The 17,923-nt window shown below is 67.4% G+C and carries 17 protein-coding genes; 9 read left to right on the forward strand and 8 right to left on the reverse strand.

The genetic code is table 11. The features are described 5' to 3' along the window. The first annotated feature begins 92 nt into the window (after positions 1-92). On the forward strand, positions 93-1,016 hold the full coding sequence (locus FV560_RS18020) for a TIGR03621 family F420-dependent LLM class oxidoreductase (protein WP_159622996.1): 924 nt from the start codon (positions 93-95) through the stop codon (positions 1,014-1,016). Here the strand turns inward: FV560_RS18020 and FV560_RS18025 are convergent. The 4 genes from FV560_RS18025 to FV560_RS18040 form a co-directional block, all read right to left on the reverse strand. Further along, complete coding sequence (locus tag FV560_RS18025; protein WP_159622998.1) at positions 1,013-1,879, reverse strand: aminoglycoside phosphotransferase family protein; 867 nt, start codon at positions 1,877-1,879, stop codon at positions 1,013-1,015. The two genes, FV560_RS18020 and FV560_RS18025, sit on opposite strands and share 4 nt — an antisense overlap. Positions 1,880-2,108: 229 nt before the next feature. Then, positions 2,109-3,260, reverse strand: a complete 1,152-nt coding sequence (locus FV560_RS18030) for a hypothetical protein (RefSeq protein WP_159623000.1) — start codon at positions 3,258-3,260, stop codon at positions 2,109-2,111. Beyond that, complete coding sequence (locus FV560_RS18035) at positions 3,257-4,060, reverse strand: IclR family transcriptional regulator (protein ID WP_235020208.1); 804 nt, start codon at positions 4,058-4,060, stop codon at positions 3,257-3,259. Before FV560_RS18035 ends, FV560_RS18030 begins: the two co-directional genes overlap by 4 nt. Beyond that, complete coding sequence (locus tag FV560_RS18040; RefSeq protein ID WP_235020209.1) at positions 4,057-4,848, reverse strand: NAD-dependent epimerase/dehydratase family protein; 792 nt, start codon at positions 4,846-4,848, stop codon at positions 4,057-4,059. The genes FV560_RS18035 and FV560_RS18040 overlap by 4 nt, the downstream gene beginning before the upstream one ends. A gap of 150 nt (positions 4,849-4,998) precedes the next feature. On the opposite strand from FV560_RS18040, the gene FV560_RS18045 reads away from it, so the two are divergent. From FV560_RS18045 to FV560_RS18070, 6 genes are read left to right on the forward strand one after another with little or no spacing between them, the layout of a single operon-like run. After that, on the forward strand, positions 4,999-6,315 hold the full coding sequence (locus tag FV560_RS18045; RefSeq protein ID WP_235020210.1) for an ABC transporter substrate-binding protein: 1,317 nt from the start codon (positions 4,999-5,001) through the stop codon (positions 6,313-6,315). Next, positions 6,312-7,262: a carbohydrate ABC transporter permease gene (locus FV560_RS18050; RefSeq protein ID WP_159623006.1), complete on the forward strand. Its 951-nt coding sequence runs from the start codon at positions 6,312-6,314 to the stop codon at positions 7,260-7,262. The genes FV560_RS18045 and FV560_RS18050 overlap by 4 nt, the downstream gene beginning before the upstream one ends. After that, a complete protein-coding gene (locus FV560_RS18055; RefSeq protein WP_159623008.1) occupies positions 7,259-8,173 on the forward strand; it encodes a carbohydrate ABC transporter permease in 915 nt (304 codons plus the stop codon). The genes FV560_RS18050 and FV560_RS18055 overlap by 4 nt, the downstream gene beginning before the upstream one ends. A gap of 3 nt (positions 8,174-8,176) precedes the next feature. After that, positions 8,177-9,436 carry a glucarate dehydratase family protein gene (locus tag FV560_RS18060; protein WP_159623010.1) on the forward strand — a complete coding sequence of 420 codons (1,260 nt, stop codon included), beginning with the start codon at positions 8,177-8,179 and terminating at the stop codon, positions 9,434-9,436. Between the two features lies 1 nt (position 9,437). Further along, complete coding sequence (locus FV560_RS18065) at positions 9,438-10,385, forward strand: 5-dehydro-4-deoxyglucarate dehydratase (protein WP_159623012.1); 948 nt, start codon at positions 9,438-9,440, stop codon at positions 10,383-10,385. Then, a complete protein-coding gene (locus tag FV560_RS18070; protein WP_159623014.1) occupies positions 10,382-11,830 on the forward strand; it encodes an aldehyde dehydrogenase (NADP(+)) in 1,449 nt (482 codons plus the stop codon). Before FV560_RS18065 ends, FV560_RS18070 begins: the two co-directional genes overlap by 4 nt. A gap of 79 nt (positions 11,831-11,909) precedes the next feature. Here FV560_RS18070 and FV560_RS18075 read toward each other — a convergent pair whose 3' ends face one another. The 4 genes from FV560_RS18075 to FV560_RS18090 form a co-directional block, all read right to left on the reverse strand. Beyond that, positions 11,910-12,728, reverse strand: a complete 819-nt coding sequence (locus FV560_RS18075; RefSeq protein WP_159623016.1) for a hypothetical protein — start codon at positions 12,726-12,728, stop codon at positions 11,910-11,912. Continuing rightward, entirely contained in the window at positions 12,725-13,474 is a 750-nt protein-coding gene (locus FV560_RS18080; protein WP_235020211.1) for an ABC transporter ATP-binding protein, read from the reverse strand. Before FV560_RS18080 ends, FV560_RS18075 begins: the two co-directional genes overlap by 4 nt. After that, on the reverse strand, positions 13,440-13,823 hold the full coding sequence (locus FV560_RS18085; RefSeq protein WP_159623018.1) for a GntR family transcriptional regulator: 384 nt from the start codon (positions 13,821-13,823) through the stop codon (positions 13,440-13,442). The genes FV560_RS18080 and FV560_RS18085 overlap by 35 nt, the downstream gene beginning before the upstream one ends. Before the next feature lie 146 nt (positions 13,824-13,969). After that, positions 13,970-14,968 carry a type IV toxin-antitoxin system AbiEi family antitoxin domain-containing protein gene (locus FV560_RS18090; RefSeq protein WP_200837788.1) on the reverse strand — a complete coding sequence of 333 codons (999 nt, stop codon included), beginning with the start codon at positions 14,966-14,968 and terminating at the stop codon, positions 13,970-13,972. A 385-nt stretch (positions 14,969-15,353) separates the two neighbouring features. On the opposite strand from FV560_RS18090, the gene dnaK reads away from it, so the two are divergent. Continuing rightward, entirely contained in the window at positions 15,354-17,237 is a 1,884-nt protein-coding gene (gene dnaK, locus FV560_RS18095) for a molecular chaperone DnaK (RefSeq protein ID WP_159623020.1), read from the forward strand. After that, entirely contained in the window at positions 17,234-17,893 is a 660-nt protein-coding gene (locus FV560_RS18100; RefSeq protein WP_159623022.1) for a nucleotide exchange factor GrpE, read from the forward strand. The genes dnaK and FV560_RS18100 overlap by 4 nt, the downstream gene beginning before the upstream one ends. Positions 17,894-17,923 lie beyond the last annotated feature (30 nt).

Raw genomic sequence — 17,923 nt, forward strand, 5'->3', positions numbered from 1 at the left:
TGTGCCGGGGTCCATGCGCACGCAAGGTTGCGCTGCACCCAGCAGTGGCAACCGTCGAGGCGACCGTGGTGTGCACGTGGGAGCATCGGGGAATGTCGGAGATTCGCATCAGCGTGCAGGCCGAGCCTCGCGACCTCAACTCCTGGCTGGCCCTGGCGCGCCGGCTGGAGGCGAGCGGATTCGAGGCGCTCCTGATGGGAGATCACCCGGGATCGGGGGCCTCGCCCTGGCCGGCGCTCGGCGCTGCCGCGGCCGTCACCTCGACGCTGCGGCTGGGGACGTGCGTGCTGCAGACGGGTGTCCGAGAACCTTTGCAGGTAGCCACGGACGCGGCGACCCTCGACGCCTTGGCGCCTGGTCGGGTGATTCTCGGCTTGGGTGCCGGGCACACGTTCCGAGAGTGGGAGGTGAGCGGCCGACGGTGGCCCTCGCCCGCCGATCGGATCGGTCGCCTTGCCGAGTTCGTCCCGGCAGTGGCGCAGCTTCTCGACGGGGAGCATGTCACCGCGACGGGTCGATTCCTCGAGCTCGATGATGCCGTGCTCGAGGATGTGCCGGCCACCGGCAGGGTCCGGATCGCCGTCGGAGGGGCGCACCCGGAGTTGCTCCGGCTAGCGGCCCGTACTGCCGATGTGGTCGGTCTGAGCGGTCTCGGCCGCACGCTGCCGGACGGGCACCGTCACGAGGTGCGATGGAGTAAGGAGAAGCTCCGCGCGCAGCTGGCGATCGTCCAGGACGAGAGTGCGCGGACAGGGACGGCACCCGAGGTCGAGGCGCTCGTGCAGGTGGTGACAGAGACCGACGATCGCCGGGCTGTGCTGACCGAGCTCGCCGAGCGACTCCCCGGTTCGACCGCGGACGACCTTGCCCAGGCGCCATTCCTCTTGGTGGGCACGCGTGAGGACATGGCCGCGCAGCTCAAGCGCCAAGCGCGAGAACTGGGCATCGCGCGATACGTGGTCCGTGAATCTGCGCTGGTGACCATGGAGAAGGTCATCGCACTGCTCGATTCCTAGGCTGAGTCGCGCAGCAGCGGGACCACTCTCTCGATCATGCGATGGCCCTCAGCTTCGAACCCCCGGTCCCTGACCTGGTACGCCCAAGCCGCCGTGCCGATCGCCTCCCGAGCCCGGCACCGTAGCCACGACTCGGGCTCCCGCGGGTCCGTACCGTAGCCCGAGAAGAAGGCTCGTTCGAGTGTCGGGTCCCGGTTGAAGTCGCGGGCTGCCAACCGCGCGAGATCGGTGTAGGCCGGTCGCCATGCGGCGCGACCGAAGTCGATGACGCGTACCTCGCTGCCATCGATCAGCCAGTTGCGCGGCTGCCAGTCGCCGTGCGTGGGCACGAGGGTCGCCGGTGGTGTCGGCCAGGCCGCGATCGAGTTCCGCAGGACTGCCTCATGCACCGGATCGATCCGGTGTGGGCGGTCCAGCCAGTCGAGGATCTTGGTGTTCTCCCGCAGTTCCCAGTCGGGCTCGGTCAGAGCGGCTTGCCCGTGGAAAGAGGCCAGGAGTGCGCCGGCCCGGCGGTAGACCTCGGGATCTTCCTCGGCCGGAGTGTCGAGAGCGAGGTGACCGGTGAGGTAGGTGGTGACGAGGAGTTTCGCGTCGCGATCGCAGTGCCAGAGCCGGGCCGCGTGGCCGGTCTCGGTCCACGGCGCGGTCCACTCGCGGTGGGCCCGGATCTCTCGTTCGATGTGATGATCCGATGGTCCGCCTGCCTTGATGACCACCTGGGTGCCGTCCCCTGTGGACCCGTGGAGCACGGTGGTCTCGACCAGGTCCCAACTGAGGTCCGCGAGGATCGTGAGCTCAGGGATCCAGCCTGCCAGGAGGGAGCGTTGTTCAGAAGTGAGCCGAGCCAGGGAGCGGTCGCGCATCGATCGACGATATCTGAGCGATGCCTTCTCCATGGGCGAGGGCGTGCCTGTCTCCACCGTGCGGCACGACATCAACGTCTATGACGTGCTGATCGCGCTGGAGGGTGTGGATGTCGAGGCTCCGGAACACCTGGACGTCCCGCGGCACGCGTTGGTGTGTGAGTACGCCCACGCCCACCTGGTCTCGCTGGTGCAGCGCGCCTCGGTGCATCGTTCGGGCTCCCGCCGGTCAGAAGGTGGCAGTGGAAGCCCTGCGACCATGTCCCGCGGTGGTGACGGCGTGCCCGACGGCGTCCAGCCGCGGTTGGGACAGCAGGCCGAGGTGGTAGAGGTAGACGTCATCGAGCCCTTCGATCAGCGCGGGCCACTGGGTGCGGATCGATGCCGGTTCCATCGGCGGCAGGCCCATGAGGTAGCCGCCGAGTCTGCTGCCGTTCAACCGGGCGCGTAGGTCATGGGCGCCTCCGTCCGCGAGGCGGTGAGCGGGGACCACGATTCCGTGCATGTCGTCGGCGTCGTCGAACAGAGCCGCGAACGGCCCGGTGCTCCACGGCTCCGGGTCCGCGTGGAACACCGTCCGTTCGACGCCCGCGCAACTGGCGAGCACGTTCCGGAGCAGCTCGCGGCGACTGTGTGTGCGCACCGCGAGCACTCCCTGGGCCTCACGCACGTGGGACTCGACCTCGCCGTGCTTCCCCTCCGCTTCGGCCCGCACTCCGTTCACGACGTCCGCCCGCACGCGTTCGGTGTCGATGCCTGCCCGCTGATAGGCAGCCTGGCACCAGCCACAGAAGCAGATCGAGAGCAAGTTCTGCGCTGTCTCGGTCCAGTCGGCACCCGCGGTCTTCTCGTGGCGACCCACATGGCCGAGCCCCATCGGACCGCACGCCTCGATCATCAGGCCGTCCACCGCGAATCGGTCCCGCACACTGCGTATCAGACGGGTGGCGTAGTCGCGCACGGCTGGCGAGGTGGGGCAGAGGGCGTACGGATACATCTCTCCCCACGCGTTCACCGCAGCGTGATCGGGATGACGGCGGCCCACCTGAGTGGAGTGAGTCAGCACCACCCAGGCCTCGACTCGCAGGCCCGCCCGGCGGGAGAGCTCCGCGGCGCGGCCGAATGCGTCCGATCCGGTCCAGGGCGTGTCGGTCTGCGGCAGAAGCGTGCTGCCGGTCCAGATGTGCGGCGCGCGGTCGATGTACAAGGCCGACTCGGCGGCGTCGATCACCATGTGGCCCGGGTGCAGCGGGGTCGCGGCGCGCACGGAGTGGTACGCAGCGGCGATCGCCACGCCGGTAGCTCCGGCGCGCCTCACGCGATCGAATACCCCGGGATCGTCGAGGATGTCCCACGGATAGGCGCAGAAGGTCGTGGTCACCGCACGCCTGCCGAACGCAGCTGTGTGGCGAGGTCGTGCGCGGCACTGGCCAACTTGCTCCCCACGTTCTCCAGTTCCTCGGTAGTGGCGCGGTCACTGGGGATCGAACAGCTGATCGCATCGGTGGCTGGTATCCGGTAGGAGATCGTGGTCGCCACACAGCAGACGCCGGGAGTGTTCTCCTCCCGCTCGACCGCGTATCCCGTGCGCCGGACCTTTTCCAGCGACTGGGTGAGGAGATCGCGCTCCACGATGGTCTGAGGCGTCAGTTGCGCCAGCGGCTCCTCGCCCAGCGCCTCGTCGAGCTCAGCCGCGCTCAGCTCGGCGAGCAACGCCTTGCCGAGCGAGGTGGCGTGGGCGGGTAACCGCCGACCCACGCGCGAGGTCGCGCGTGAGGAGTTGGTGGTCTCGCGCGTGGCCAGATAGAGGATGTGGGCATCGTCGCGCCGGGCATAGTGCGTGGTGTAGCCCGTGCTGTCGCGGACGCGCTCGAGCGTGGCCTGAGCCAGTGGCAACGCAGGCTCGCGGTCGAGGTAGGAGGTTCCGACGACGAGTGCATGGGCCCCGATCCGGACCTCCCCGGCTTCGGTCAGCTCGACCCAGCCGCTGGCGGCCATCGTGTGAATGAGCTGATGGAGGCTGGAACGTGGGTAACCGACACGGCGGTGCAACTCGGCCATCGGCAGCGGAGCGCCTGCCGCGGCGAGGGCGTCGAGCAGGTGGAGCGTTCGCTCGGCCGACTTCACTCGCCGGCCGGCGGTCTCCTCCGGTTCGGCCCGGGCGGCGGAAGTGGTGCTCACCAGTGAACTCCTAATGGATGGGTGTCGTCTGCGAATGCGCCTCCGATCAGACCATTCTGATCGATCGGGTCATCGGAGACAGTGTCGGCGAAATCTTCGGCGTTGTCCTTCGGCTCGTAGCCGATCCGTCGGCCGGGCTCCAGGGAGAACCAGCCGCGGGAGTTGGCAGAGACAGCCCAGACCAGATGTGCCCCCGCTCGCTGGTACCTCGCAGTTGCCTCGACGAGTCGCGCGAGGTCCGGAAGTGAAAGCCAGGTCGAGAGCGTACGAACGCTGTTGGGCTTGTCATGGATCGTGCCGATCCGGGCGAGTGAGATGACGAGATCATGGCGATCGGCATACGCGGAAGCAAGAGCTTCCATGGCCGCCTTGCTCACGCCGTAGAGGCTGTCTGGGCGGATGGGGAGGTAGTCGACCAGCTCCTCGGGGATTGGCCAGACGCCGACGGCGTGGGTGGAGCTGGCGATCAGCAGGTGCCGGACCCCTTCCAACCGTGCCGCTTCGAGCACTGTCCGGGTGCCCTCGACGTTGACCTGTGCCAGCTCATCCCAGGACTGCTCGCGGCTGTGGCCCCCGAGATGCACGATGACGTCCACGCCCCGCGCGGCAGCACGAACCGCGTCGAGATCTGTGAGGTCTGCCACGATCGCCGTCTCGGTGGTCGTGGGTGCCGTTGGCAGCTTGTCGAGCAGGCGCACCCGGTGCCCACGGTCCTGCAGTACCGGCCGCAGTCCGGAACCGCTGAGGCCGGCGGCTCCGGTGAGCAGGATCGTCAACGGTGAGTCCACGACGCAGTTCCTCTCGGTCGAGCGACGAAGGTTGCGGCTCTCTGCCGCATTGACAGCTATGTGGCTCAACATTAGCATCGTGAACGCGTTCGCAGAAGCGGACGAGTTCACATATGCGAAAGTAGGGTATCAATGAGGAATCCCCGCTCGATGAGGTTCGTCTCATGCGCCGCGGCGGCATCGATCCTGCTCACGGTCGCCGCCTGCGCTTCGGACGGCGAAGCAGGTGACGATGCCGATCAGAGCCTTGAGGTGTGGGCCCGCAGCGATGAAGCCTCCGCAGTCAGTTGGCAGTTCATGCTCGACGAGTTCACCGAGCAGACAGGGATCGAGGTCGAGTACCAAGCGGTCCAGGAGTTCGACACTCAGCTGCAGGCACGTGCCTCGCAGGGCGATCTGCCCGACCTGCTGGTCAACGACGCGGGCTCGCTCGGCAACTACGTGGCGCAAGGTCTGGTGCTCCCGGTCGACCAAGCGGCGATCGAGGGCAACGACGAAGTACCGCAGCGCATCTGGGACGAGAGTATCGGGCCCGACGGGGAACTGTACGGCGTGCCGTTCTCTCGCCAGGCCAGTATCACCATCCTCCGCAAGGACTGGCGCGAGAACCTCGGTTACGACGTCCCGACCACCTGGGACGAGCTGACTGAGCTCGCTGAGGCGTTCGCAACCGAAGATCCGGACGGCAACGGTGAGGACGATACCTACGGCATGGTCGTCCCAGGGTCCGCGCAGAGCGGCTACATCTACCGCTGGGCCAACCCCTACATCCTGCAGGCCGGAGGCGACGCGCTCGAGCGCAGCGAGGACGGCACCTTCTCCGTGGTCTTCGACTCTCCAGAGGTGAACGAGGCGGTGGAGTGGGTGCAGGAGCAGTTCTGCACCGAGGGTGTGACCGTGCCGGGCTCGATCAACCTGACCACGGCAGACACTCCGTTCTTCCAGCAGGGGACCGCGGGCATCTACAGCACGGGCCCGTACAACATCTCGACCTTCAGCGAGGCTGTCGGAGCCGAGAACGTCGAGATCATTCCCGCGCCCGCAGGGCCGGAGGGCACCACGGCCTGGGCGGAGGGCGAGAACATCTACTTCGGCGCCAGCTCGGACAAGCTCGAACTGCAGCAGCAACTGGCCTCCTTCCTCATCTCCGCCGAGGCGCAGGAGATCGGGATGTCGAACGAGGAGAACGACGAGGGTGTCGCGGCTCAAGCCGTGGTCCGGATTCCGGTCAACGAGAATGTCGACGCCGCACAGGTCACCGGGGACGAGCGACTCGCGGTTGCCCAGGAGGCATACGCCGACTCCGAGCCGTTCCCGTGGTCGATCGACTACCTGCCCTACCGCCAGATCGTCGCCGACGGGCTCAACGCCATCGCGGCCGACTGCAACGCCGACGTGGCCGAGGGTGTGACGTCGATCGCCGCGCAGCTGCAAGAGCAGCTCGAGCGCGATGAGTTCGCCGGATGACGAGCGCGCTCGCGCATGAGCGGACCCCGCTCCAGGGCTCGGGCTCTGGAGCGGGGCGCCGCCGCCCCTTGTCATGGCCCCGGATCAAGCGTCAGCTCATCCCGTGGTTCTTCGTGCTGCCTGGGCTCGTGCTGGCAGTGCTGTTCAAGTTCCATCCGGCCGTCGACGGCATCTGGATGAGTTTCCAGAAGGTGCAACCGTTCCTCGGCAACGAATGGATCGGGCTGCAGAACTATGCCGACGTCCTCGGCGATCAACGCTTCATCGATGCGATGGAGCACACCGTGCTACTAGCCGTCGGGCAGACCACTGGTGCGGTGCTGCTGGCGTTCTGCCTGGCCCTCCTCATGGAGGGAGCGTCGCGCCCACTGCGCTGGGCGCGCACCGCCGTCTTCCTCCCGGTCGTCACCGCGCTGGCGATCATCGGTGAGGTCTGGCGGATCCTTCTCTTCCCCTCCGAGTCCGGGTTCGCCAACTCTGTGCTCTCGCTCTTCGGGCTTCCGACGCAGCAGTTCCTGAGTGACCCCTCGCAGGCACTGTGGTGGGTGATGATGGTCGGCATCTGGACGGCAGCGCCCTACAACATGATCATCATCATGGCCGGGCTCGTCGGGATCGATCGCTCGCTCTACGAGGCGGCGGCGATGGACGGGATCACCACGCGGCAGCGCATCTGGTACATCGTGCTGCCCGCGCTGCGACCTGCGATCAGCGTGGTTCTCACGCTCGCGGCCATCCGCTCACTGCGCATCTTCACCGAGGTGTACGTTCTCACCGGTGGTGGACCAGCGGGGGCAACCGAGGTGTGGATGACCCGCACATTCTCGTTGGGCTTCGATTCCAATAATCTCGGCGTCGCCTCCGCCGCCTCCGTGCTGCTCCTGCTGGTCACTCTCGCTCTCACGGTGGCCACTCGAGCGATCACTCACCGCAAGGAAACCTCATGACGATGCGAGCCAACGCCCCGTCTGCGGCGAAGCAGCGCAAGGTCCATGCCGAGGGCCGCTTCGACAGTGCGCTCGGATGGGCTCCCGGTTGGAAGATCTCGAACGTGGTCCGGGTGCTGCTGTGCCTGGTGGTGCTCGCGGTGTTCGCCCTCCCGTTCCTGCTCGTGCTCTCCGGGGCGTTCGACGCCCAGGGAGATTCCACCTCGCTCCGGCTCATCCCCGCCGAACCCTCACTGGCCTCCGTGCGCGCGGCGGAGCGCCTCGGTGTCTTCGGCTACTTCGCCAACTCCTTCATCATCGTCGGAGGGGGCCTGCTGCTCCAGGTCGCGGTCGCCGTCCTGACCTCATATGCGCTGGCGCGCCACCGGTTCCGAGGGCGCGCGCTCGTCTTCATGCTCTTCCTGACCACGATGATGCTTCCCGAAGAGGTCATCGCGATCCCACTGTCGCAAGTGCTGGGCGATGTTGCGGGAACCGGTCTGAGTGTGCGTGGCACGCCCTGGGGTGTGATTCTGCCGGTTGCCGTCTGGGGTTTCTCCATCCTGGTGATGACCGAGTTCATGAAGGACATCCCCGGCGAGATCGAGGAGGCCGCGCGCTTGGACGGCGTCGGCGAGCTGCGGATGCTCTGGAGCATCGTTCTACCGCTGTGCAAGCCGGTGCTCGGCGTGGTCACCATCTTCGGCTTCATGATGATCTGGGATCAGTACCTGCTCCCTCTCATCGCAGCGGACTCACCCGCCGACTACACCCTCACCGTGGCGCTCGGCGTGCTTCGCAACGACCCCGAGACCGGCACCGGCGTGCTGTTGTTCGGTGCACTGCTGGCACTGTTGCCGAGCCTCATCATCTATCTGCTCATGCAGAAGTCGCTGATCCGCGGCATCTCATCGGGCGCGACGAAAGGATAGTCCGTGATCATCCGGGACATCACTGTCACACCGATCGCTTTCCGCGATCCACCGTTGCTGAACGCCGTCGGTCTGCACGAACCACTCGCGCTGCGCACGATCGTGCAGCTGCACGTCGAGGGCGGGATCGTCGGTCTGGGCGAGGGCAGCGGTGGCATGGACGTCGCCGACCGATTGCGGCAGGTCGCCGATGAAGTGATCGGGTTGAACGTGTTCGACCTGAATGGCATCGAGGCCGCAGTGAACCGGGTGCTCGGTGGGGATGCGGGTTCCTTGACACGGCGAGAGCGGCGCGAGGTCTATGCCATTCTCGATGTCGCCGCACACGACGCACAGGGTCATCTGACCGGGCTACCGGTGTCTGAGCTGCTCGGTGGCCGGGTACGTGACTCCGTGGACTACAGCGCCTACCTGTTCTACAAGTACGCCGGCCATCCGGATCCGGCCAGGTCTACCGATCCTGCCGACGCCGCGCCAGACGAGTGGGGCGCGGCCCTCGACCCGGCCGGGATCGTCGCTCAGGCGCGCACGCTGATCGAACGATACGGCTTCTCCTCGATCAAGCTGAAGGCTGGTGTGTTTCCTCCCGAGCAGGAGGTGGCCGCGATGCGAGCGCTCGCCGAGGCGTTCCCGGGCTACCCGTTGCGTATCGACCCCAATGGCGCGTGGAGCCACGAGACTGCCGTGGCGGTCTGCGCCGAGCTGGGTGAGCTACTCGAGTACTTCGAGGACCCTGTGCTCGGGATCGACGGCATGGCGGCCGTGGCGCGTGAGGTGGAACGCCCGCTGGCGACGAATATGTGCGTCGTCGCCTTCGAACACCTTCCCGAAGCCTTCGCCAAGGATGCCGTGCAGATCGTGCTCTCGGACCACCACTACTGGGGCGGGCTGCGGCACACCCGCGAACTGGCTGCGATCTGCGGTCACTGGGGTGTGGGCGTCTCCATGCATTCGAACTCCCATCTCGGGATCTCGCTGGCTGCGATGACCCACGTGGCAGCAGCAACGCCGGAGCTGGCCTACGCCTGCGACACGCACTATCCGTGGAACCGCGAAGACGACATCGTCCGCCCCGGCGTGCTCGAGATCGTCGACGGCGCCGTCGCGGTCCCACGAGCGCCGGGCCTCGGGGTCGAACTCGACCCTGCGGCGTTGGAACGCCAGCACCAGGTGTTCCTCGACTCCGGCCGTACCCACCGTGACGATTCCGGGTACATCCAGCAGTTCCAGCCTGACTTCTCTTCGACCCTGCCGAGGTTCTGACATGACTGCCCACCCACCCGCCCTGCCCCAGTTCGCCGGGGTCCTCTACTTCCCGGTGACACCGTTCACCCGAAGCGACGCCGTGAACGAGGACCTCCTCTCGCAGCTCGTCCGGGACGGATTCGACAGCCGGGCCGGAGCCGCGTTCCTCGGGTGCGGTACTGGGGAGTATCACGCCCTCTCATCCTCGGAGTACGCACAAGTGATTCGTGCCGGGCTTGCCGGTGCCGTGGGGCACGGTCCTGCGATCGCCGGGGTCGGGGGCCCGCTAGGCCATGCTCGAGACTGCGCTCGGGTCGCGGAGGAGGCGGGTGCTGACGGGCTGCTGGTGATGCCCCCGTACCTCGTCTCCGGCCCGCAAGCGGGGCTGGTGGACTACTTCGAAGCGATCGGTGCAGTGACGTCGCTGCCCTTGATCGCGTACCACCGGGGCAGCGGCACACTCAGTGATGACGCGGTGTGCCGGTTGCTGGAGAACCCGCAGCTCGCGGGGATCAAGGACGGCGTCGGGGATGTGGCGCTGATGCAGCGCTTCGTGCTGGCCGCCGGGAGGCTCGGCCGCTCCGACGTGCAGTTCTTCAACGGGCTCCTCACCGCTGAGGCCAGTCAGGCTGCCTACCGGGCTATCGGCGTACCGCTGTACTCCTCGGCGACGTTCGCGATGTCGCCGGCCATCGCCAATGCTTTCTACGCTGCCTATATCGCCGGGGACCACAGGGCGCAGCGCGACCTCCTCGATGGCTTCTACAGTCCGCTGATCGCACTGCGGGACGAGACTCCCGGTTTCGCGGTCTCGTTGATCAAGGCCGGCCTTCGCTTCAAGGGCTGGGACGTCGGCTCCGTGCGGGCCCCACTGGTCGATCCGACAGCCGAGCAAACCGCGCGCCTGTCCGCCATTCTCGACCGTGGTGAGCAGCTGGCGCAGAGCATGAGGAAGGTGATCGCATGACCGAGCCAAGCACCACGGTGGACATCCCGGCGGAGGCTGCTGCTGCGGCCTTCGCTGTCACCTCGTCCGCTCCCGACCGGACCCGAGCTGGGTGGCTGCACGCCATCGCCGACGCGCTGGACGCTGCGGCCGAGGAACTGGTCGATCTCGCGGCCGAGGAGACCGGCCTGGGAGTGGTGCGACTCACCGGCGAGGTGGCACGGACCACGAATCAGCTGCGGATGTTCGCTGACGTGATCGATGAGGGCTCCTACCTCGAGGCCACCATCGACCACGTCAACCCGGACGCCACGCCGCCCGTGCCGGATCTGCGCCGCATGCTGCGGCCGGTCGGTCCCGTGGCGGTGTTTGCCGCCTCCAACTTCCCCTTCGCGTTCTCGGTCGCCGGAGGTGATACGGCATCTGCGCTCGCCGTCGGCGCTCCGGTGATCGTCAAGTCGCATCCGGGCCATCCGCGTACGTCCCGGCGCACCGCCGAGATCGTCATCGATGCCCTGAACACCCATGGCGCTCCTGAAGGGACGTTCGCGATGGTGGAGGGATTCGATGCCGGCCTCGCGCTCGTCGACCACCCCGCTATCGCGGCGGTCGGCTTCACGGGATCGCTGCGTGGTGGTCGCGCACTCTTTGACCGGGCTGCGGCACGTCCGGACCCGATCCCGTTCTACGGTGAGCTCGGGTCCCTGAACCCCGTGGTGGTCACCGCCCGGGCGGATGCCGCTCGCGGCGCGGAACTGGCCGAGGGCCTGGCTGGCTCCTTCCAGTTGGGTGTCGGGCAGTTCTGCACGAAGCCAGGCGTGGTCCTGGTCCCCGAGGGGTCGGATCTCGAGGGAAGCCTCGCTCGCCATCTCGCGCCTCAGCCACGCATGCTGACGAGCTCGATCGCTGAGGGATACGCCGCAGGCGCGGATCGCGCGACCGCCATCCCGGGCGTCGAGATCGTGGGCCGAGCGGAGTCGGATGAGGGTCCGGCTGCGCTGGTGATCGCCGCCGATGCCCGTACGGTCATCGCGCACCGGGGCGAGCTGCTGGAGGAGGTCTTCGGTCCGATCACGTTGCTGGTGCGCTATGCGGGCCAGAGTGAGCTGCTTGAGCTGATCGGCGCGGTCCCTGGGAGCCTGACCGCGACTGTGCACGCCGAGCGTGAGGAATCGGTCGAGGAGGTACTCACGGCCCTCGAACGCATTGCCGGGCGGGTGCTCTTCGACGGATGGCCGACCGGCGTCGCGGTCAGCTGGGCGCAGCAGCACGGTGGTCCGTGGCCGGCTACCACGTCCCTGTTCACCTCCGTCGGTGCGACGGCGGTGCGCCGCTTCCAGCGCCCGGTCGCCTATCAAGGGGCGCCGGCGGAGCTGCTGCCACCCGCGTTGCAGGAGGACAACCCGCTCAACATTCCTCGGCGGGTGGACGGTGTGCTCCGGCTCCCGGCGAACGGGGAGGTGTAGAAGTCCGCGGGATGGGCCACGCGGCAGTGGTGCGGTGCGCACCGGTGGTGCGGAGCGGCCCCGGTCTGCACTACCGCTGCTAGACCAACGACACCCGCCGCTTCCAGGAGCGCACACTCCACACCAGGCACACGGCCGTGGTGAGCACCAGCGCCGGCACGAACCCGATCGGCATCACCTCGGCCGAACTCGAATCGGCGGCCATCTCGGCGAACAGGTCGAAGCGCACCAGCCCCAGCCGCTCGCCGTCCATGCCGATCGCCAGCGGCAGGGCGACGAAGGAGGCGAACGTGACGATCTGGACCGCGATGTAGACCGCGAAGTAGATCACCACCGGGCCCCCGATACCCCAGCGGTTCATGGGCGCCTGGCTGCCGATGGAGGCCGCGAAGAAGTACTGCGTCGGCCAGATCAGGATCATGACGGCGAAGGTCACCACTGCGGCCACCACGCCCCAGGCTGGGGTCACCTGTGTGAGCTGCTCCCATCCCTCGCGCAGCGAGGTGATGACCGTCAAGGGCTCGCCGGTGCTGAGTGTGATCAACGGCGAGGCGGCCAGGCCCATGCCGATACTCAGGACGGTGCCGACGAGCGAGACGAGCCATGCCCAGGTCATCTTGGCCCAGTAGATGCGCGAGCCGTTCACAGGCAGCGTCTGAGTCAGGTAGCCGCCGCGACCGTAGCTGGATTGCCAGTACCGCACGACGAGCAGGATCTGCGCGATCGGGACCAGTCCGAGCACGGCCATCACCGCGACGGCGATCCCGATCTGGGAGATCGCGGGCCAGCCGGTGGCCGCAAGCAGGCTGCCGGCCAGGGTGACGAGCAGCGCCGCCCCGGCCGTGAGCGCGAGCATGCCGCGGGTCTGGATGAACTCGTGCTTGAGGAGGGTCATCATGAGCGGTACACCTTTCGGAAGATCTGCTCGAGACTGGTGCCGTGCTCGGCGCGGAGATCGTCGACCTGTCCGGTGAGCAGGACGCTGCCGTGGCGCATCATCACCACCGAGTCCAGCGACGTCTCGAGGTCGTGCACCAGGTGCGTGGCGATCAGCAAGAGGGAGTCCGGTTCAAGAGTGCGCAGGATCGCCTCGAGAATCCCCTCGCGGGCGGAGGGGTCGACGCCGGAGATCGGCTCATCGAGCAGGTATACCCGGGCGCGGCGCGCCATGGTCAGGGCGACGTGCACCTTCTCGCGCATCCCCTTGGACATCTCCTTCAGCTTCATCGACTCTTCCAGCCCGAAGCCCTCGATGAGCTCGGTGGCCTTCGCCCGGTCGAAGTCGGTGAAGAAGTCCTCGAACAGGTCGAGGAAGTAGTGGACTCGGTAGCGCTCGGGTAGGGCGCTGCGGTCGGGGAGGTAGGAGACGATCGCCTTCGTCTGCGGTCCGAGCGGCCGGCCGGCGATACGGATCTCTCCGCTGTGGTCGGCGTAGACGCCGGCGAGCGTCTTCAGCAGTGTGGACTTTCCGCAACCGTTCTCACCGAGAAGCCCGACGATCTGGCCTCCGGCGAGGTTGAGGTCGAGGTGGTCGACGGCTCGGCGCTGGCCGTAGCGCACCGTCAGGTCGCGGACGCTGATGAGGGAGTCGTTCTCGGTCATCGCCGGATCACGCTCTCTGCGTGTGCTGGTGGTCGTGGTCATTCCATCTCTCCTCGATCAGTCGCCGGGCCTGCGCGGGGGGCATCCCCAGTCCGCTGGCGCGGCGGATGAAGTCATCGGCTGCGTCTTGGGCGAGCTCGGCCCGGAGGGCGTCGATGTGGCCCTCCTCGGCGGTGACGAACCGGCCCGCGGTGCGTTCCGAGCGGCACAGCTCGCGGCGTTCCAGCTCCGCCAGGGCGCGCTGAACCGTGTTCGGGTTCACGCCCAGCTCACTGGCGAGGTCGCGCACACCGGCGATCCGGCCCCCGGCCGGCCACTCGCCGGTGACGATCCGCCGGGAGAACTCGGTCACGAGCTGGCCCCAGATGGGGGAGCTGGTGTCGAACTCCATGGCGGCCCCTCCGTGTCACTGTATTAGGTACTTAATACAATGACACGACCTGGGTTGGGAGTCAATCTCCGCGCGGCCGGGGCTGCCGCCCCAACTGCCCGAGTCGTCCCACTGTGCGGTTGCGTCCGGTCACCCGGTGACTGCCCTCAACCGCACAAGGGGACTGTGAGTGAGGCTGGGCAGGCCGGGCAGCGCCGCGGTGATCCGCTCCAGCCGCGTGCCTGCAAACCGGCGGCAATCCGCATCGCAGTCGCGCACGATCGGTCGAACACCTGCCCCCACCCGAGTCGCAGGGTCAGCCGGTCCGTGGCGGCCGCATCAAGATCGCGTTCGTGGTCCCGGTCGCGATCTCTCGTGGAACTATGGTCGAGCCGTCCGTCCAGCTCCACGAGTAGTGCCTGGTCCTCGTAGTACACGTCTCGGTAGAGCGATCTTTTGAGCGACTCGCGGAACTGGCGCTTGGCAGGGGGAAGGCGGTGTGCCCGCTCGACCCGGGTGAAGTAGCCATGCTCGAGCGTGGAGCAGGTTCCCGCGCGGAGATCGTCGATGACGCTGGCCAGGAAGGCCCGTCGAGCGAACCGTTCCCGGTGCGCCAGGGCGGCGGCGAGTCGCTCCGGTGTCGTGATGCGCGCACCCAGGGCGTCGGCGAGGTGCGCAACTGCGTCGACGTCAGACCGGGCGGTCGCCGCCAGTTCCAACGCGACGTACTCGATCCGCTGGCGCGGCGGCGAGGTGTTCCAGAGGCAGGAGTCGCGAAGGTGTGCCGAGCGACGGATGACGATTCCTTCGTCAGGGGAGAGGTGTCGGTGTCGGTCCACTACGAGGTGAATGGCGCTGTCGTCGCCGCGTTCTGATCGTCGCGCGCCTGCTACGGTCCGTCGCGCCGACTCGCCGGCCAGCGCGGCCGGCCAGTATGCGAGAACGGCGGCCCACGCGCGTTGGCCCCATGTCCGCGGCCCGGTGTGATCGACGTAGATGCCGGTGTGCACCGTGGTCAGGAGACGACGGCGCCGCAGTCGGCGTAAGTCGTTGTCGGTGAGCCCGCATGCGTGGGCTTGGCCGCGGCTGATCACGCCCTCTTGCTGCGTGAGCGTCGACGCGATCAAGCTCAGGGCGGGGTCCAGTGTCATCGCAGGGTCGGCCATGTGCCGATCCTGGTGAGATCGCCTCATCGACGGGTGTGCCCGCAGGGGGGTTGTGGAGCGCCTGTCACCAGCTACGCGGTTGTGGGCGGTCGTCGGCTGACGGCTCACAACCGCCTAGGTGCTACCGCCCCCGCCGCCACGCCCACCGCCACCCCCACGCCTACCGCCGCCCCCACTCGCTACCAGCGCGAACGGCAGCCGCGCCACGTCCAACGTGAGGTGAGGGACGCCGTCGGGAATAGAATCCACTACCCCACAGTTGAGCCGAATAGACTCAAGTTTGGACTACTGGATTTGATCTTCCGATCGGACCGTCACACACTTGAGTGCGGAAGACTCAACTAGTCGCATCCGGCGCCGCCGGAGCGGAAGGAGCTGCAGGAACATGGCACGAGCCGTTGGTATCGACCTCGGCACCACGAACTCCGTGGTGACCGTCCTCGAAGGTGGCGAGCCCACCGTCATCGCCAATGCTGAGGGCGCCCGTACGACGCCGTCGGTGGTGGCATTCTCCAAGACCGGTGAAGTGCTGGTCGGTGAGGTCGCCAAGCGGCAGGCCGTCACGAATGTCGACCGGACCATCACCTCGGTCAAGCGCCACATGGGCACCGACTGGAAGACCGAGATCGACGACAAGTCCTACTCGGCCCAGGAGATCTCCGCGCGCATCCTCGGCAAGCTGAAGAAGGACGCGGAGTCCTACCTCGGCGAGCCGGTCACCGACGCCGTCATCACCGTCCCGGCCTACTTCAACGACGCCGAGCGTCAGGCCACCAAGGACGCCGGCCAGGTCGCGGGGCTGAACGTCTCCCGCATCATCAACGAGCCCACGGCCGCTGCTCTCGCCTACGGGCTGGAGAAGGGCAAGGAGGACGAGCTCATCCTGGTCTTCGACCTCGGTGGCGGTACCTTCGACGTCTCCCTGCTTGAGGTGGGTAAGGACGAGGACGATTTCTCCACGATCCAGGTGCGCGCCACCAATGGTGACAACCGCCTCGGTGGTGACGACTGGGACCAGCGCATCGTCGACTGGCTGGTCAAGCAGGTCAAGAACAGCAGTGGTGTGGACCTGTCCAAGGACAAGATCGCGCTGCAGCGTCTGCGTGAGGCCGCCGAGCAGGCCAAGAAGGAGCTCTCCTCGGCCACCTCGACCAACATCTCGCTGCAGTACCTCTCGATGAGCGAGAACGGCCCGATCCACCTCGACGAGCGCCTCACCCGCGCCCAGTTCGAGCAGATGACCTCGGACCTGCTGGACCGCACCAAGACCCCGTTCCACAACGTCATCAAGGACGCCGGGATCTCCATCTCCGAGATCGACCACGTGGTGCTCGTGGGTGGGTCCACCCGCATGCCCGCCGTAACCGAGGTCGTCAAGGAACTCACCGGCGGCAAGGAGCCCAACAAGGGCGTCAACCCGGACGAGGTCGTCGCCGTCGGCGCCGCGCTGCAGGCCGGTGTGCTCCAGGGTGAGCGCACGGACGTGCTGCTGATCGACGTCACCCCGCTCTCCCTCGGTATCGAGACCAAGGGTGGCGTGATGACCAAGCTGATCGAGCGCAACACCGCGATCCCGACCAAGAAGTCCGAGGTGTTCTCCACCGCCGAGGACAACCAGCCGAGCGTGCTCATCCAGGTGTTCCAGGGTGAGCGGGAGTTCGCCCGCGACAACAAGCCGCTGGGCACCTTCGAGCTCACCGGTATCGCCCCCGCCCCGCGCGGGATGCCGCAGATCGAGGTCACCTTCGACATCGACGCCAACGGCATCGTGCACGTGAACGCCAAGGACCGCGGTACCGGTCAGGAGCAGTCCATGACGATCACCGGCGGCTCCGCCCTCCCGGAGGAGGAGATCGAGCGGATGGTCAAGGAGGCCGAGGCGCACGCCGCCGAGGACGCCAAGCGTCGCGAGGAGGCCGACACCCGCAACTCGGCCGAGCAGTTCGCCTACTCCACCGAGAAGCTCCTGAACGACAACTCCGAGAAGCTCCCGGAGGACGTCGCCTCGGACGTTCGTGCGGATGTCGACGCCCTGAAGTCCGCCCTGGAGGGTGAGGACGTCGAGGCGATCAAGGCCGCTCAGACCAAGCTCGGCGAGTCGAGCCAGAAGATCGGTGAGGCGCTCTACGCTCAGCAGGCTGCTGAGGGCGAGGGTGCGCCGGGCAGTGAGGGCACCGCGGGCGCCGAGGGCTCCTCGGCCGACCAGTCCTCCAGCGAGGACGAGGACATCGTCGACGCCGAGATCGTGGACGAGGATGAGAAGAAGTGACCGAGTCTCAACCACCTGAGGAGCAGCCGGTCGTGCGCGACAAGCGCCGCCTGGACCCGACCACGGGTGAGCTCCGTACCCCGGAGGAGGTGGCCGCAGCCGAGGCTGTGGCCACCGCCACGGAGCAGATTCCCGACGGCGCAGCCTCCGAGTCCTCTGACGGCACCACTCCCGAAGGTTCCGAGGGCGGACAGGCTGAGGACCCGGTCGCTGCCGCCAAGGCGGAGGCCGCCGACCTGCAGGACCAGCTCGCGCGTGCGAAGGCCGACCTGTACAACCTCGACCAGCGGTTCAACCAGTTCGTCAAGCGCTCCCGCGTGGAAGCGCAGGCGGAAAAGGGGCGCGGTGTCGAGTCGGTCGTGGAGGCGCTGATCCCGGTGCTCGACGACGTCGACGCCGCACGTCAGCACGGCGGTCTCGAAGGTCCGTTGGCGTCGGTGGTGGAGAAGCTCGAATCCACGCTGACCACTCGCTTCGAGGTGGAGCGCTTCGGTGCGCCGGGGGAGGAGTTCGACCCGACGGTGCACGAGGCGCTCATGCACTCCACGAGTGAGGACGTCGAGGCCGAGACTGTGTCTCAGGTGCTCCAGCCCGGCTACCGGGTGGGCGAGCGAGTGGTGCGCCCGGCCCGCGTGGCGGTGACCGGACCGCAGTGACCGCGCAGCTGCCGAAAGGTGGGACCAGCC

Source organism: Ruania rhizosphaerae (assembly GCF_009805705.1).
Classification (GTDB): Bacteria; Actinomycetota; Actinomycetes; order Actinomycetales; family Beutenbergiaceae; genus Ruania; species Ruania rhizosphaerae.

What these genes read in the sequence shown, in the direction of transcription:
- FV560_RS18025 (WP_159622998.1), bottom strand. Translation starts at nt 1,879, where the DNA reads ATGCGCGACCGCTCCCTGGCTCGGCTCACTTCTGAACAACGCTCCCTC.
- FV560_RS18080 (WP_235020211.1), bottom strand. Translation starts at nt 13,474, where the DNA reads ATGACCACGACCACCAGCACACGCAGAGAGCGTGATCCGGCGATGACC.
- FV560_RS18050 (WP_159623006.1), top strand. Translation starts at nt 6,312, where the DNA reads ATGACGAGCGCGCTCGCGCATGAGCGGACCCCGCTCCAGGGCTCGGGC.
- FV560_RS18055 (WP_159623008.1), top strand. Translation starts at nt 7,259, where the DNA reads ATGACGATGCGAGCCAACGCCCCGTCTGCGGCGAAGCAGCGCAAGGTC.
- FV560_RS18020 (WP_159622996.1), top strand. Translation starts at nt 93, where the DNA reads ATGTCGGAGATTCGCATCAGCGTGCAGGCCGAGCCTCGCGACCTCAAC.
- FV560_RS18075 (WP_159623016.1), bottom strand. Translation starts at nt 12,728, where the DNA reads ATGATGACCCTCCTCAAGCACGAGTTCATCCAGACCCGCGGCATGCTC.
- FV560_RS18065 (WP_159623012.1), top strand. Translation starts at nt 9,438, where the DNA reads ATGACTGCCCACCCACCCGCCCTGCCCCAGTTCGCCGGGGTCCTCTAC.
- FV560_RS18045 (WP_235020210.1), top strand. Translation starts at nt 4,999, where the DNA reads ATGAGGTTCGTCTCATGCGCCGCGGCGGCATCGATCCTGCTCACGGTC.
- FV560_RS18070 (WP_159623014.1), top strand. Translation starts at nt 10,382, where the DNA reads ATGACCGAGCCAAGCACCACGGTGGACATCCCGGCGGAGGCTGCTGCT.
- FV560_RS18090 (WP_200837788.1), bottom strand. Translation starts at nt 14,968, where the DNA reads ATGGCCGACCCTGCGATGACACTGGACCCCGCCCTGAGCTTGATCGCG.
- FV560_RS18085 (WP_159623018.1), bottom strand. Translation starts at nt 13,823, where the DNA reads ATGGAGTTCGACACCAGCTCCCCCATCTGGGGCCAGCTCGTGACCGAG.
- dnaK (WP_159623020.1), top strand. Translation starts at nt 15,354, where the DNA reads ATGGCACGAGCCGTTGGTATCGACCTCGGCACCACGAACTCCGTGGTG.